The 16233-nt window shown below is 70.2% G+C and carries 10 protein-coding genes; all 10 read right to left on the reverse strand.

The genetic code is table 11. From position 1 onward, the window contains the following. Window positions 1–200: 200 nt before the first annotated feature. The 10 genes from ACIBK3_RS45425 to ACIBK3_RS45470 all read right to left on the reverse strand — a co-directional run bounded on the left by ACIBK3_RS45425 (window position 201) and on the right by ACIBK3_RS45470 (window position 16197). Window positions 201–7775, reverse strand: coding sequence for an amino acid adenylation domain-containing protein (locus ACIBK3_RS45425; RefSeq protein ID WP_399374455.1), 7575 nt, complete (start codon window positions 7773–7775; stop codon window positions 201–203). Beyond that, entirely contained in the window at window positions 7772–8023 is a 252-nt protein-coding gene (locus tag ACIBK3_RS45430) for a phosphopantetheine-binding protein (protein ID WP_399374456.1), read from the reverse strand. The genes ACIBK3_RS45425 and ACIBK3_RS45430 overlap by 4 nt, the downstream gene beginning before the upstream one ends. Before the next feature lie 427 nt (window positions 8024–8450). Then, a complete protein-coding gene (locus ACIBK3_RS45435) occupies window positions 8451–9254 on the reverse strand; it encodes a hypothetical protein (protein WP_399374457.1) in 804 nt (267 codons plus the stop codon). Further along, on the reverse strand, window positions 9247–9912 hold the full coding sequence (locus ACIBK3_RS45440) for a dTMP kinase (protein ID WP_399374459.1): 666 nt from the start codon (window positions 9910–9912) through the stop codon (window positions 9247–9249). The genes ACIBK3_RS45435 and ACIBK3_RS45440 overlap by 8 nt, the downstream gene beginning before the upstream one ends. Window positions 9913–9932: 20 nt before the next feature. Beyond that, the gene (locus tag ACIBK3_RS45445) at window positions 9933–10574 is read right to left on the reverse strand and encodes a maleylpyruvate isomerase N-terminal domain-containing protein (protein ID WP_399374460.1); all 642 of its coding nucleotides are present in this window, start codon (window positions 10572–10574) and stop codon (window positions 9933–9935) included. Next, window positions 10571–11725 carry a nucleotidyltransferase family protein gene (locus tag ACIBK3_RS45450; protein ID WP_399374461.1) on the reverse strand — a complete coding sequence of 385 codons (1155 nt, stop codon included), beginning with the start codon at window positions 11723–11725 and terminating at the stop codon, window positions 10571–10573. Before ACIBK3_RS45450 ends, ACIBK3_RS45445 begins: the two co-directional genes overlap by 4 nt. Window positions 11726–11739: 14 nt before the next feature. Next, window positions 11740–13338, reverse strand: a complete 1599-nt coding sequence (locus tag ACIBK3_RS45455; protein ID WP_399374462.1) for an amino acid adenylation domain-containing protein — start codon at window positions 13336–13338, stop codon at window positions 11740–11742. Then, a complete protein-coding gene (gene sbnB, locus ACIBK3_RS45460; protein ID WP_399374464.1) occupies window positions 13335–14375 on the reverse strand; it encodes a 2,3-diaminopropionate biosynthesis protein SbnB in 1041 nt (346 codons plus the stop codon). Before sbnB ends, ACIBK3_RS45455 begins: the two co-directional genes overlap by 4 nt. Then, window positions 14372–15343: a 2,3-diaminopropionate biosynthesis protein SbnA gene (gene sbnA / locus ACIBK3_RS45465; RefSeq protein ID WP_399374465.1), complete on the reverse strand. Its 972-nt coding sequence runs from the start codon at window positions 15341–15343 to the stop codon at window positions 14372–14374. The genes sbnB and sbnA overlap by 4 nt, the downstream gene beginning before the upstream one ends. Window positions 15344–15354: 11 nt before the next feature. Then, window positions 15355–16197 (reverse strand): isocitrate lyase/phosphoenolpyruvate mutase family protein, encoded by an 843-nt coding sequence (locus ACIBK3_RS45470; RefSeq protein WP_399374467.1) that lies wholly within the window; start codon window positions 16195–16197, stop codon window positions 15355–15357. Window positions 16198–16233 lie beyond the last annotated feature (36 nt).

Here is a 16233-nt window from a genome sequence, read left to right on the forward strand (position 1 = left end):
CACACAGTGCCTACTGCGGGGGGCGTCTCTCGCGCGGCGAGGGCTCCGCATCCGCTCCGAGATACGCGCCGATCTCCACCTCGGTCCGGTCCGACTCGCCTGCAGCATGATCGGCTTACGGCGACTCAGAACCTCATTCTGAAATGATCATTACGGTGACCGTTCGCAAGCGGCGGAGCAGGACTCACGCATCGCCGGTCTCACAGCCGCTCGATTACGAGGGCGGCAATGCGGGCGAGCGGTTCGGGGCGCATCAGGTCGTAGTGGGTTGCCGCGATCGGATGCACATCGAAAGAGCCCAGAGCGAACGGGCGCCACGCCTCAGGGCTCAGTTCCGGGACCTGCGGGTGTCCTTGCGCCTGGGTGAAAATGATGTCGGCCCGCACTGGGTCCGGCGTGTGCTTGACAGCAAGGGCGTTGTGCACGACCAACGCCCGGGCGGCTCGCGCAATCTGGTCGTCCGGCAGGCCCGCCAGCGCGCCGTGGACGAGGTGGCGGGCGCGGACCTCGGCGAGCGAGGTGTCGGCGGGGCCGCCAGGGTCGCCCGCGTACGGATAGCCGTCCATGAGGGCCAGGAGAGTGACTTCTTCGCCGTCGGCCTCCAGCGCGGCGGCGATGGCTTGGGCCGCGTTGGCGCCGAACGACCAGCCCGCAAGGCGGTACGGGCCATGGGGCTGGGCCTCGCGGATGGCGGTCAGATGCTCGGCGACCAGCTCCGCCATCGTCTGCGGAGTGTGGTCGGGCTCGGCGACGACCCGGGACTGGATGCCGAGGATGGGGACCTCGGGCGGAATGTGGCGAATGAATCCGGTGTAGCACCAGCTGAGACCAATGCCGGGATGAATGAGCAGCAGCGGGTTCTCCGAGCCGCCCGCGCGGATCGGCAGGACCTGCGCCATCTCCATCGAGGTGTCGGCAGCGTCGACGGCGGCCAGGGCGGCGGGTGTGGGGTTCGCGAACAGGGACCCGATGGCAAGCGGGACTCCCAGGGCGGTGCGGACGTCTGCCATGAGGCGGGCGGCCAGCAAGGAGTGGCCGCCTCGGTCGAAGAAGTTGTCCTCGGCGCCGAACTCGGGCAGTCCGAGGGCCTTGGCGAACAGACTCGCGAGAATTTCCTCGCGCGGTGTGCGCGGCGGGCGGCTGCTCGCCGCGGGCTGCGCACTCAGGTCAGGTAGGGCCTTGCGGTCGAGCTTGCCGTTTACCGACAGGACGAGTTCGGGCAGCACGACGAGGTCGCTGGGGACCATGTACCCGGGCAGCGTGGCGCGGACGGCGCCCTTGAGATCGTCGAGCAGGTCGTCGGCGTTGCCCCACTTCGGCGCAGCCGGTGTGCCAGGGACGCGCGGGCCGCGGACGCCGAACAGGTTGACCAGACCGCTGGCCGCGAGCTCGCCGGAGGACGCCACGGTGAAGCCCTTCGCACCAAGCAGGTCAGTGACCTCGGCGATGCTTCCGCCCGCGTCGTGAACCTCGATGACGATCTGGTCGATGAGCGGCCAATGGTCGTCGCGAATACCACGCAGGACCTCGATCTCGCTCTTCTCCGCGTCGATCTTGAGTAGATCGATGCGGTCGACGCCGGTCTCGTCGATGACGTCCGACAGCGGGCGCAGCTGGACCGGCACCCTGCGCCCGGCGGCGAGGCGCTCGTTGATCAGCTCGGACAGGTCGTCGACGACATCCTCCGTGCCCGTGCCGAGGGCGTAGCCGTCGACGAGGCGTCGGTCGACGTCCATGTCGCCGAAGCGCCCGGACAGCATGGACAGTTCGGGGTAGAAGGTGAACTCGGCCTTGCCGGGTTCGGCCGCGGCGGCACACTCGAACAACCGCCCGCGGACCCCGTGCACGCCGGTGTTCCAGCGGAGCTCGCGGTGCAGGTCGGGGATCGGCTCCAGGGCGTAAACCTCGACGTCGGCTGCCTGCCTGGCGGCGAACACCGAGAACATGCCGATGTGCGCGCCGACATCGAACACAACCGCACCGTCGCGCAGGGTGACGCCATGGCGCAGGTACTCGTTGCGCTGGAAGATCTCCTCGTAGAGGAATTCGACCTCGGCCTTGTTCCTGCCGAGCACGACCATGCCGTTCGGCAGCACGTGCCGGGGCACGCCGCGGAGGTCCTCGGCGTGCTGCAGGGCGGCGAGGCGCCGGACCGGTCCCGCGGTGCGCTCATCGGGCACGACGTAGCCGATCAGCCGGTCCCCGTCGGCGATCACAGCTGAGGTGCGCACGCCGTCATGGGCGGACAGAGCGGCGGAGATCTCGCCGAGCTCGATGCGCACGCCGCGCACTTTGACCTGGTCGTCGGAGCGGCCCAGGAAGACGACCTCGCCGCCGGGGGCACGGCGGACGAGGTCGCCGGTGCGGTACATGCGGCTGCCCGACTCGCCGAACGGGTTGGCGACGAAGCGGCCTGCGGACAGATCGGGACGGCCGAGGTAGCCGCGCGCGAGCTGATCGCCCGCGAGGTAGAGCTCGCCGGGCACCCCTGCCGGCACGGGGCGCAGGGCGTGGTCGAGGACGTGGATCTGGGTGTTCCACACCGGTGTGCCGATGGGCACCTCTCCACTGCCCCCTGGTGTGCACCGCCACGCGGTGACGTCGACGGCAGCCTCGGTCGGGCCGTAAAGGTTCCACAGGGGTACGTCGGAGACACTGGCCCAGCGTTCGACAAGGGCCGAGGGGAGCGCCTCTCCGCTGCACACGACCCGGCGCAGGGAGTTGCGGGCGGCCTCGGGCTCGTCGACGAACACTTCGAGCATCGAGGGGACGAAGTGGGCTGTGGTGATCCGCTCCTCCTGGAAGAACCGGGCCAGGTAAGCAGGATCCCTGTGACCGCCGGGCTCGGCGACGACGAGGGCAGCGCCCTGCAGAAGGGGCCAGAAGAACTCCCAGACCGACACGTCGAAGCCACAGGGGGTCTTTTGGGCGACCCGGTCGTCGGGAGACAGGCCGAACTGATGCTGCATCCACAGCAGCCGGTTGGCGATGGCCCGGTGCTCGACCACCACGCCCTTGGGCTTGCCGGTTGAGCCGGAGGTGTATATGACGTATGCCGGTGAGCCCGGCTCCGGCGCGGGCAGGTCGTCCTCGGTCGGCGTGCCGTTGGGGATGCCGCTGCCGTCGATGACGGCGACCGGCTGAGCATCGTCGATCATGGTGGCGCGACGGGCCTCAGGCAGGTCGACATCGATCGGCAAGTAGGCCGCCCCGGAGCGCAGCACGGCCACGAGCGCCACGACGAGGTCGGCGGAGCGCGGCAGTTCGACGGCGACGACGCGCTCCGGGCCTGCCCCGAGTGCTGCGAGCCTCCTGGCAAGGCCGGCTGACTGGGCGTCGAGTTCCGCGTAGGTCAGATCGGTGCCGCGGAAGCGCACCGCGACCCGGTCGGAGTGCGTGGCGAAGGCGTCTTCCAGCAGGCGGGTGAGCGTGGTGGGGCGAACGAGGTGCGCGGTGTCGTTCCAGGTCCGCAGGTCCGTCTGCTCGGCGTCTGTGAGCAGGTCGACGGCGAGCGCGGGGGCGTCCGGGCTCGCGGCGAGCCCGGACAGAACGGCGAGGTAGCGCTCGACCAGGCGTTCGGCGGTGGCGTGGTCGAACAGGTCGGCGCTGTACTCCAAGACGCCGTCGACCCCGGTGGCGGACTCGGTGAGGTTGAAGCTGAGGTCGAACTTGGCGGTGCCGACGTGCGCGCGCATGAGGGACGTGTCCAGCTCGGGAACGTCGATGGTGCGCTCGCCGGTGTTCTGCACCGCGAGCATCACCTGGAACAGGGGGTGCCTGCCCAGCAGGCGCACGGGGTTGACCAGCTCGACGACCTGCCCGAAGTCGAGGTCCTGGTGCTCGTCGGCAGCAAGGTTGACCTCGCGGACCCGGCCCAGCAGCTGCTCGAACGTCGGGTGCCCAGCCAGGTCGTAGCGCAGCACCTGCGTGTTGACGAAGAACCCGACGACGCCGGCGAGAGCCTCGTCGGTGCGGCCCGCGACGACTGCGCCGAGCGGGATATCGACACCCGCGCCGAGCTTGGACAGCAGCACGGCCAGACCTGCCTGCAGGGCCATGGTCGGGGTGGCGCGGACCGCCGCTGCCGCGGAGCGCAGGTCCGCGAGCAGCTCCGGTCCGATGTGAATGGGGACAGAGCCACCGCGCTGGGTGGGCACGGCCGGGCGGGGGCGGTCGACGGGCAGGGTGAGCTCTTCGGGCAGATCCGCCAAGGTGCGGCGCCAGTGATCGGTCTGGCGGGAGTGAGCGCTCGACGGATCGCCGGGGTCGCCCAGCAGGTCGCGCTGCCAGAGCGTGTAGTCCACATAGGTCACCGCTTGGGCGGGCCAGGCGGGGGCGGCTCCTCTGGTGCGGGCCGCGTAGGCGGTGGCCAGGTCGGCGCCAAGGGGCCCTAACGACCAGCCGTCACAGGCGACGTGGTGCACGACCAGCAACAGCACGTGGTCGTCGGCGGCGCGGCGCAGCAGGAACGCGCGGACCGGGATGTCGGCGGTCAGGTCGAAAACGGTCCTGGCGTGCTCGTCGACCGCGGCCTGCAGGTCGTCTTCGCCACCCCCGCCCACATCGACGTGGCACAACTCGACGTGCACGGCAGGGCGGACATCCTGGCGCGGTTCGCCGTTGACGTCGGGCAGGACGGTGCGCAGCGCCTCGTGCCTGGCGACAACGTCGTCGACGGCCGCGGCCAGGGCGGCGGGGTCGAGGCCGCCTCGAAGGCGCAGGCTCAAGGGGATGTTGTAGACCGGGCTGGGCGTCTGGTTGAGAAACCAGAGCCTGCGCTGGGCTGGGGACAGGGGGATGACCTCTGGCCGTACGGCCGCAGGGACAAGCAGCGGCCTGGCGCCCCCGGCGTCCGCGACGCGCGCCGCGAGACCGGCGGGTGTGGGGTGTTCGAAGACCGCGCGCAGCCCGATATCGACGCTGAATACGGAGCGGATCCTGGTGACCAGGCGGGTGGCGAGCAACGAGTGCCCGCCGAGGTCGAAGAAGTTGTCGGCGACGCCGACCTCCCGGTCGAGGAGTTCGGCGAACAGTCCGCACATCAACTCCTCGCGAACGGTCAGCGGCTCGCGGCCCTCAGCGGCGGCGTCGACGATGGGTTCCGGCAGTGAGCGTCGGTCGAGCTTGCCGTTGACCGTGACGGGGAGGCGGTCGAGCAGGACGACAGCCTCGGGGACGGCGTAACCGGGCAGCCGGGTGGCGAGTGCGGCGCGCAGGTCGGGCACCGGTGCGCTCGCGACGACGTATCCGACGAGACGCTTGTCGCCTGGGGTGTCTTCTCGGGCGACAACGGCGGCGTCGACGACCCCGGGCTGGGCGAGCAGCGCCCGCTCGACCTCCTCGGTTTCGATGCGGAAGCCGCGGATCTTCACCTGGCCGTCTGCGCGGCCGATGAACTCCAGGGCGCCCTCGGCGGTCCAGCGCACGAGATCGCCTGTGCGGTACATGCGGCTACCAGGCTCGCCGAAGGGGTCGGCGACGAACCGCAGCGCCGTGCGGCCCGGCTGGGCGGCGTAGCCCAGGGCGAGGCCGGTCCCGGCGATGTAGAGCTCGCCAACGGCCCCGACGGGGCGCGGGCGCAGGCCCGGCCCGAGGACGCGGCAGACCGTGTTGTCCAGTGGGGAGCCGATGGGCACGGTGGCCCCGGCGGCATCGCGACGGATGCGCTGGACGGCAGCGAAGGTGGTGGTCTCGGTGGGTCCGTAGCCATTGACCAGACGCAGGTCCGGGCAGTGCTGGTGGACCTTGGCGACGGCGGCGGGCGAGACGACGTCGCCGCCGGTCCACACCTCCCGCAAGCCCCCGAACACGCCGGGATCCTCCTCGGCGAGCACGCGGAACAGGCCTGCGGTGAGCCATGCACAGGTGACACCGTCGCGCTCGACGGCGGTACGCAGGGTGGTGGTGTCGACCGGGCCCTCGGGGGCGACGACGACGGTGCGGCCGGTGAGCAGCGGTACCCACAGCTCGAAGGTGGCGGCGTCGAAGGTGTGCGGAGAGTGCAGCAGCACGCGCTGCTGCGCGTCCGACCACAATCCGTCGGCGGCGAGCTCGGCGACGGCGCGGTGCGGGACGAGTACGCCCTTGGGCACGCCAGTCGAGCCGGAGGTGAACATGACGTAGAGAACGTGCTCGGAGTGGATGGTGAGTTGCGGATCGGTGTCGGACTGTCGGGAAGCGTCCTCGTCGCCCGTGAGGACAAGGCGGGCGCCGGTCTTAGCGAGGACGGCGGCCACCCGCGACTCGGGATCGTCGAGCGCCAGCGGGAGGTAGGCGGCTCCGGCACGGGCGATGCCGAGCAGAGCCACGACAAGTGCCCGGGAGCGAGGCATCCGCACGCCCACCACGTCGCCCGGCGCGACGCCCTCGGCGCGCAGCAGGTTGGCCATGCGGGCAGATGCACGGTCGAGTTCGGCGTAGGTGGTGCTGTCGCCGTCAGCGATCAGTGCGATGGCCTCGGGGGTCTCAGTAGCCTGCCTGCGGAACAGCTCCCCGACCGGGGCAGCGGAGACAGGCCGGGACCGGCCCGCCTCGGGCGCCGAAGTTCGGGCGCCGCCCAGCTGGGAGACGGGGCGATCGGGGTCGGCCAGCGCGGCGCCGGCCAGCTCCACCAGCCGAGCGGCAAGGGCTGCGATGGTCGCACGTTCGAACAGAGCGGTCCGGTAGTTCAAGGTGCCCATCAGTTCGCCGTCGACGACCCTGGTCGACAGCTCGAGGTCGAACCGGGCCAGCGGTTCGTCCCACGCGAGACGGGCGGGCGAGCCGGTCGGCCCGGGTGATGGCGGGTCGTCCAAGTCGCCGTGGTGGGCGTGAACGACGTCGAACAACGGGTTGCGGCCTGGTTCGCGCACCGGTTGCACTGCTTCGACGACCTGCTCGAAGGGAGCACGCTGATGGGCGTGGCCCGCCTCGGTAGCACGGTGCACCGCCGGTACCAGCTCGCGGAACGACCCAGCGACTCGGGTGCGCAGCACGATGGTGTTGACCATGAAGCCGACGACATCCCGCACAGCGGGGTCGTCACGGCCGGACAGGACCGTACCGATGGTGATGTCGTCCTGCCCGCTGAACTCGGCAAGGGCCATCTGGAACAGGGCGGCGACGGCGCTGGGCAGGGCGCTGCGGCGCAGCAGAGCGAAGCGGCGCAGCGCGGCGGTGGTGTCGCGGTCGACACGAAAGTCGAGGTTGCCCGCCGTGTCTGGGGCCTCCCGCTCCCGCGGATGGTCCAGCGGCAGTACCAGGGGCTCGAACCCGGCCAGCTCGGCAAGCCAGTGGGCGAGGTCGTCGGGCGCGGGAACCAGGGTGTCGGCGATGTCTGCGAACTGCGGGGCGGGGCCGAGGTGTTGCCCCGCCAAGGAGGCGATCACGTCGCGGACCAGGATCCGGATCGACCAGCCGTCGACGAGGATGTGATGCATCACCAGCGCCACCACTGCGGAGCCGTCGGGCAGATCGACGACGACCGCCCGCAGCGGCGGCGGGCCAACGAGGTCGAACGGCTCGCCGGCGTGCCGTTCGACGTGGGCGCGCCACCCGTCGGTCGCCTCTGCAACACGGGTGACGGGGACGACGAAACCCGGCACGTGCACGGGGTCGGGGGTATAGCGGGTGGCCAGAATGCGGTGCCTGGCCGTGAGCGCGGCCAGCGCGTCGCGCAGCGCCGAGTCCTCTGCGCCGCCGGGCAGGTGCACGGGCACGGTGATGTTGTAGGCGGCGCTGCTCGGGTCAAGCTGCTGCAACAGCCACAGCCTGCGCTGGCCGGACGAGAGTGTCACGGCGACACCAGCCCGGACACAGCCGACCACAGCGCCTTCGGGGTGGCAAACACCTCGGGGGTGATCAGGTCGTCGGGGAAGGACACCCCGAACTCGTCCTCGACGCGCACCAGCAGGCGCACCACGCCCAGGGAGTTGAGCCCAGCGTCGGCGAGCTGCTGGTCCGGGTCGATGGGGGCGTCGGCGGGCAGTTGGGGGATCTGTTCCCGCAGCACCGCCTCGAAGTGATTGGACCAGTACTCGCTCATGAGGCCACCATCCTTGTTGCAGTCCGAACGGATAGGGGTTATGACCACTCGGGCCCGGTGTGCTTGGTCGTTGTCGCGAGCCGTTCGACGGCCACTGTGAGTGCCGCCGGCCTCGCCGGGCCGAGGCCGTGTGACCGGCCTTGGGAACAGGCCGACCTGGTCGAGGGACGAACAACGCTTCCGGCGGGCTTTCTCGCGACCGAGCGGCTGCGCGCCACTCACAACAGCCGCCGTGGGGAAGCAACTGGGCCGCCACGACCTGTGACGGCACACGATCCCGCGGTAAAACACCACCCTCAGCCGTGCGCTCCTTGCCCGCCTGGCCCCGCATCATCTGGCCATGCCGGCGAGACGGAACCTGCTACGGCCCCACCGCGCCCCACGTCATCAACAAGGCTGACAAAGCCGGGGAGTTGGCCTGGGAGACTCACAGCGCCTCCTTCGTCGCGATACGGGTGTGCCGGATGCCCGCGGGCCACCGCTCGGCCGGGTCGAGCAGGAACCGGAGGCTGCCTTCGGCGGGGTTGCCCCGGGTGATGAAGCACTCCGCGCCGCGACGAGCAAAGGCGATCAGCTCCCGCAGCTTGCCCGCCATCGCGCCGCTTGTGTCCCAGGCGCTGTTGTCCCAGGTGGCCGCGAACGCCTCTGACGGGTCGTCGGGGTCGATATACGGCAGCACCCGATCGCCGTCGGGGCCGTCCAGAAGGACCCCCGGGACGTCGGTGAGGGTCACGATGCGGACGCGGCCGGAGACCGCGTCGAGAACCAGGGACGGCACCCGGTCGCTGCCGAAGACCTCGAGCACGCCGTGCTCGTTGAGCAGGCAGTCCCCGGACAGAACGGGGAGCATGCCGTGGCGCAGCAGTCTGCACAGCACCTCACCCTGCACCCGGCCCTCCCCGTCGTCCAGTGTGGAGGCCGCGGCCAACTGCAGCGGCATGGCGCGTACCCCGACGGCGCGCAGCGCCGTCGCCCAGGCCCACTTGACCTGGAAGGTGGCCTCGGTGAGGTCGAGTGCCGCAAAGGGGTCGTCGGGGTCCAGGCCGCGGACGGCGCCGTGGCCGAAGGCTCCCCCGCCGACGACGAGCACGACCCGGCCGGGGGCGAGCGCGACCAGGTCGGCCACCATCGCCGAGTAGACGGCGACCAGATCGTGGTCGATGTGGCGGTTGCCCTTCTTGTCCGAGACCAGGCTGCCGCCGATCTTGAGAACGAGGAAACGGTCAGACACCGGTCACGCTCCTGCCTGCGGCGGCGTCGGCGCGGACGAGGGCGCCGACCACGGTGGACACCACGTCCTCGATCGGCTGGTCGGCGTCGACCTCGGTCCAGCCGAACGTGGCTGACCAGTCGTCGAGGACGGCCTGGATGCGGCCCTGATGAGCGAGGAAGGTGGCCTCGCCACAGTCGGGGTCCATGCCGCACTCGTAGGGCACGACGTCGCCGTCACGCTTGCGTTCCCAGGCCCGCTGCGGGTCCAGTCGCAGGTAGATGACGGCATCCGGGACAGGCAGACCCGAGGTGACTGCCTCGACCCAGGAGCGATCGAGCCCGTAGACGATCTCGCTGGCGGCGTGCTTCATCCAGTAGCCGTCGAGCAGGGTGACCGCGTCCGGGCCGGGCTCGCCGCTCCTGCCCAACAGCGCCATGCCGATCGACCACATGAGGAACAGAAGGCGAGGTGGGTTCGGCATCTCGGCCACGCACAGCCGGGTGTCGGCGACGTCCGGGCGCATGAACCGGGTCGCGGCATAGGTCTCCGGGTTGCCGACGATGTCCCAGCGGTCCACGCGCTCGATCGGCACGCCGCGCCTGGCGAGCTCCTGGGCGGCCAGCTTGGTCACCGTTGACTTGCCCGCCCCGTCGGCGCCGACAACACACACCAGCATGTTTCTCGTCCCCTGTGCTCTCACGCCCACGCGGGCAGTTCTGGAAGTCCGGGCTCGCCGCGGCCGATGAGCCAGGCGAGCACGGCGTGTTCGGGCAGCCCCTCGGGGACCGGCGTTCCCGCCGAACGGTCTGCCAGCCGGGGCAGCTCGCGGGGCAGCAGGAACTTGATGAATTCGTCAGTCCAGTCCTCCGGGGTGAAGTCCATGCGGAGGTCGACGCGGTGAATCTCGACCTCGCGCCAGCGGGAAACCAGGGCCTTGGTGGCGGGTACGTCGCCCGCGACAGGCCGCTCCCAGGCCTCCGGCGGGGCGGCGTGCAGCGCTGCGAGGCAGCGCTTCCCAGCAGCGATCAGGTCGAGGACCTGATCGGCGGCGGGGCGGGACGCGCCGCGCTCGATCTCCTCGACCCGTCCCTGCGCGCCGCCCTCGTACTGGGGTACGACCTCGCCGCGGGCCGCGCCCTCCACCATCCGCGTCGTCGCGTCGGCATGCCTGGCCAGGTGGGTCAGTACGTGGCCACGGGTCCACCCCGGCAGCAGGGACGCGTCCGCGACCTGGTCGTCGGTCAGACCCCGCACCTGCTCGGCGAGCGCGGTCTGCGCGTTCTCGATCCGCTCGATGAACGGCGCGACCTCCTCGGGCCCCGGCCAGCCCCCGCTCACGCGCGCACCCCCGGGACTGCCGACTCGCCGCCGGCGTGCCTGCGCTCGAAGGCGAACAGTCGCTCGGGGAAGCCGAGGTCCCAGTGCTGCTCGCGACCGTCGAACTCGCCAAAGGCGTCCAGGTAGGACAGATCAGCCGGACGCAGCTGCCCGAGCACGTCCGCGGGGACGGAGTCCGAGAACAGCTCGGCGGCGAAGTGCAGGGAGTAGTAGACGATCTCCTGGGCGCCGCAGGCCTTGACCCGCTCGACGAACGCGGGCCACGCCTCGGCGGGCCGGGCCGCGCAGGTGACGGCGACGTCGAGGAACTTGCTCAGCTGCAGGTCGACGCCCTCTTTGACAAAGAGGATGCCGGTCGCCTCCTTGTGCAGATGCGCACACAGGTCGAGCAGGTGGTCCTCGGGATCGAGCGCTGAGGCCTCTCCCCCGCACAGCGGCATACGGACGGCGCGGTCGAGCAGGTCGGCCGTCCGGACCTCCGCGGTCGACTTGCGCTGGAAGATCGAGTGGCAAAGGTCCACATTGAGCACCGGAACGTCCTCACGCCCGCCGGGCTTGACGTAGGGAAGCTGGTTGCTCAGGTTGGCGCGCCAGAAGATCTGGGTTTCCCGGTCGAAGGGGACGACCTCGTCGCTGTCGCGGGAGATCTTGCCCTGGATGTAGCCCAACGAGAGCAGAACCTTGTGTGCCGCACTGGCGTCCACGCGGTCGACCAGCACGTCAAGGTCGTTGATCCGGCGGGAGCCGATGTCGTGGTAAGCGTGCTCGGCCAGCACGAACCCCTTGCGCACCGCATGCCGCACACCCGCCGCGTCGAGTGCGCCGAGCACGCGGCTGAACTCCTCGGCGATGTACGCGTTGCGGGCCTTGTTGGCCAGGTACACGTATGAGTAGAGCCAGTAGTAGGGGACGCCCTGCGATCCGTCACCGCTGCCGCCCCGGTCCAGCCGGTGGTGATTGATGTGCTTGCTCACCAAGGGCAGGATCTTGTGCCTGCCCGCGGCGTCGACAAACGCTGACCAGTCGACTTCGTCGTTGTCGATCAGCTCGCGACAGCGCGCGACGGCCTCCGGGTCGGGCCGCAGCGCGGCCAGGTCGAGCAGCATCCGCACATGCGCCGGCAACTGCGCGTGTGGCGTCGTGATGGGCACCGTAGTCCTCCTCCTCACGCGCTGAGCCGCGCGAGCGCCTTGTGATCCACTTTCCCGTTGGGTGTCATCGGGATCCGCTCGGTGTGCACCCAGTCGCCCGGGACCATCGCTCTGGGGAGCAGCCCTCCGACGAATTGCGCGAGCGCCGCCTCGTCCGCGGCGGAGCCGTCGGTCGAGATGTAGTGCGCGACAAGCTTGGCCTCTTCCCTGCTGCCGCTCACGATGACCGCGCAGTGGGCGATCCTCGGGTGCCGCTTGAGGACGGCCTCGATCTCATCGAGTTCCATGCGCACCCCGCCGACCTTGACCTGCCGGTCGCCACGCCCGAGGTAGTGCACGACGCCCTCGCGGGCCACCGCGAGGTCGCCGGTGCGGTAGAGCCTGCCGGTCGTGGAGGCGGGATCGATGACATCCCTGGCGAACGCGCGCGCGGTCACCGCGGGGTCGGCGACGTACCCGCGCCCGACGCATATCCCGCCGACGAACAGCTCTCCGGGCTCGCCGGGCTCAGCGGCCCGCCATACCCCGCCGTCGTCGACGAGGACGTAGAGAACGGCATTGGCGATGGGGGCGCCGATCGGCAGCCTGGTTCCGTCCAGGTCGGCGCGGACGACCTCGTGGTGGGTCACGTCATCCGAGCACTCCGTCGGACCGTAGGCGTTGAGCAGCCGCACGTGTGGAAGCATCTCCATGGCCGCCTCGGCGACCGATGGGTGCAGCTCTTCGCCGGTGGAGATGCACCAGCGCAGAGCGGGTAGCCGAGCGATGGAGCGGGCGCGGCCGAGCTCCTCGCTGATCCATGCGACGACGGTGGGCACCAGTTCGACAACTGTGATGCCGTGGTCTGACAAGGCGCGCAGCAGGCGCCGGGGGAAGGAGGTTGCCAAGTCGTCGACAACGACGGTTGTCGCGCCACTGAGCACTCCGATGAGCATCTGCCAGACGGAGATGTCGAAGACCGGTGGCGCTGTGAACGCCATGACGTCGGAGTTACCCATATCCAGGTCGAGCACCTTGGCGTGCAGGTGGTTCAGCATGCCGCGCTGCTCGACCACCGCGCCCTTGGGCATGCCGGTGGTGCCGGAGGTGAAGATGATGTAGCGGGGCTCGTCAGGGGCGGGCTTGCGGGCCTCCAGCGCGTCGACGTCGGCGGGTGCCTCGTCCCACGGCGGCAGCGCCACCAGTGGGACCGGGCCGGCCGCGGGGGCGTCCTGGTGGTCGACGACACGGACGGCCGAGGCCCTCTCGACCACCGTCGCCACGCGGGCCTCCGGCCACTGGGTGTCCAACGGCAGGTAGATGGCCCCGAGGCTCTCCAGCGCCAGGAACAGGGCGATGGTGTCGGCCCTGCGCGGTCCGCGGACGGCCACGACGTCCCCTTCGGTGACGTCCTCGGCGGCGAGGACCTCGCGCAGGCGGGCCGCACGGTTACGCAGCGACGACCAGGTGATCCGGCGGTCGCCCTCCACGACGGCGACGCTGTCGGGCGCGCTGTCCGCGCGGGCGGCGAGCTCGGCGACCAGCGACACCGTCTCCGGGAACGGGTGCGGACGGGTCAGGGCGAGTTCCGCCGCCCGCCGCGTCTGCCCGGGCGCGAGTACCAGCCCGGTCATTCGTCGTCCCCACCGTAGCGCCGGCGCTCGTGGAAGAAGTCCGGCACGGGGGTCGCATCGCCGCTGGAAACGGCCTCGCGATACACGAAGGCCGCCACAGCGAGGTCCAACACACCGAGGCCGAACGGCGAGAACACCACGGTCCGGTCGCTCGGCGGAGCGAAGGCCCCGGCGAGCACCTCAGGCAGGGTGGCATGAACGTGGTCGCGATTGCCGGTGCGTTGCTCGGCCAGGTGGACCGACGTATTGGCTTTGAGGCAGTGCTCGACGTCGTCGACGACGTTGACCGCGCTGAGCACGATCTCGGGCGACAGGTCGCGCAGCGACACGTGCAGTACGAGCGGGTGGTGGTCGAACCATGCCGGGTCGGTCACATGAGGCATGCCCGCGGTGGTGGCGAACACGAGCAGGTCAGATCCGCGGACCAGGTCCTCAGCCTTGTCGTGGACCACGACGCGCTGCTCGGCCCCGAACCGGCCCAGATGTCCGGTGAAGCCTTCGGCGTGCTCCGCGGAAAGGTCGTGCACACCGATCTCGTCGAACTCGAACCCGACGGCGGCCAGGTAGTCGTGCACGTAGCGGGCGATCAGACCGGCCCCGAACACGCCGAGCCGCCTGGGGCGGACCCGGCCCGCGCTCAACCACTTGGCGGCCAGGGCCGCCGAGGCAGCCGTCCGCGCCGCGCTGATGATGGAGCTCTCCATGCACGCGAACGGGTAGCCGGTCTTTTGGTCGTTGAGGATGAGCACAGCGGAAGCCCTCGGGACTCCGGCTTCGACGTTGGCCGGGAAGCTGGAGATCCATTTGATCCCGGCCACGCGGGTGTCGCCCGCGACCGAGGCGGGCAGCGCGATGATCCGGTTGGCGGGCTCGTCCGGAAAGCGTAGAAAGTACGACGGCGGGTTGACCGTTCCGCCGTCTCCATGCGTGCGATACGCGGCCTCGACGATGTCCACCACATGCGGCTGCCGACCCGCCAAGGCTCTGCTCACGGCTGCCCCGGAGACCGTCGTGAACTCAGGAATCACCGCTGTCATGCCACATCCCTGCCTCGGGTCTGGATGTCGCCGAAGTGCTCAGCGACCCACACGTCGTCGTAGATGGTGTCGACATACCGATCGGCCAGGTCCGGCGCAATCGCCACCGCCCGCAGCGCCCCCTGCGGGTCATGCTCGTTCAGCCACCGCACCGCGCCGCCGACGACGGTGCCCGTGGAGCCGCCGAACAGGAACCCGTGCGACGCCAGCTCCCGGCACCAGCGCACGGTCTCCGGCTCGGGGACGTGCACCACGCCGCCCAGCAGCGACGGATCCAACAGCGGAGGGGCGACGCTCGAGCCGAGGCCAGGGATGTAGCGGGGGCCTGACGGCCCGCCGAAGCTCACCGAGCCGATCGCGTCGACGCCGACGACTTTGACCCGGTCGCCGTTGTCACGGAAGTACCTGGCGCAGCCCATGAGCGTGCCGCCGGTGCCGGCCCCGACGAACAGCACGTCCAGGTCGGGGTGCTGCTTGGCGATCTCGGGCGCGGTGAGCTCGTAATGGGCAAGCCAGTTGGCGGGGTTGGCGTACTGGTTGAGCCAGACGTAGCGGTCGTCGGCCGCGCACGTCGCGCGCACGTGCCGCAACCTGCTTTCGAGGTAGCCCCCATTGCGGTCTGGTTCGGACACCACCACCGCTTCGGCCCCGATCGCGCGCAGCAGGCGCAGAGTCGTCGGATTGCATCGGGGGTCGGTGACGCAGACGAACGGGATTCCTCTGCTCGCGGCGATCACCCCGATGGCCAGACCGAGGTTGCCCGACGACGACTCGATCACCACCGACCCCTCGACGAGCCTGCCTTCGGCCTCCGCGGCTTCGACCAGGCCCGCCGCGGTGCGCAGCTTCACCGAGCCTGCAAAATTGAACCCCTCGACCTTGAGCTGCAGCGGGCGCCCGACAATGGGCTCGACGTCGACGAAGACGCTGGCCTCCAGCAGGTCGTGAGGGTGCGTGATGACTGGCACAGCTGTCCCCTCTAGACGTCGAGCTTGCGCCAGTCGGCCAGCCGTTGCAGAGAGAAGATGTCCTCCACTGAGGCGATCCGGTCTTCCAGCTCGGTCGAGTCCCCGGTCTCGTAGATCGAGCGGAACGTGCTGCGCAGCGAGCTGACGGTGGCCCGAAGGCCCTGGTTGGCGTAGATGACCACCGAGACGCCGGCACGCTCGACGTCGTCGATGTGCCAGTCCGGGTAGGTGGTCGGCACGACCACGACTGGCAGCCGCCCGGACCACTCGTCGAGGAACTCCAGGATCTGGTCCTTCTTCTTGGACTTGGAGTGAATGAGCACCGCGTCCGCCCCGGCGTCGGCGTAGCGGTGGCAGCGGCTCAGCGCCTCAGACAAAGGCAGGCTGCTGATGAGCGCCTCAGTCCTGGCGATGACGAAGAAGTCGTCGCCGTCTTGCGCCGCCTTGGCGGTCTCGATCTTGTGTGCGAACTCGCTGTCGGGCAGCAGCGCCTGACTGCCCCCGACGAAGCTGTTCATCTTGGGGAACAGCTTGTCCTCCACACACACAGCGGTGATGCCCGCGTCCTGATACTCGTGCACCATGTGCGCGACGTTCATCGAGTTGCCGTAGCCGGTGTCGCAGTCGGCGACCACCGGTATCGACAGCGCCTTCTGCATGTTCGCCGCTGCCTGCAGGTACTCGGCCATGCTCAGCAGGCTGGCGTCGGGCAGGCAGCGCGCCGCCGACACCTCCAGGCTCGATGACCAGACCGCCTCGAACCCTGACTCCTGGGCCACCACCGCTCCCAGCGCGTCGTGGGGGGGGGGGGGGGGGGCGCCCCCCCCCCCCCGCCCCCCGCGCGGGGAGCACAAGGTATAGGGGGAGATGGTGGTGTGTGAGAGGGTATC

This window comes from Streptomyces sp. NPDC050287 (assembly GCF_044459385.1).
Classification (GTDB): domain Bacteria; phylum Actinomycetota; class Actinomycetes; order Streptomycetales; family Streptomycetaceae; genus Streptomyces.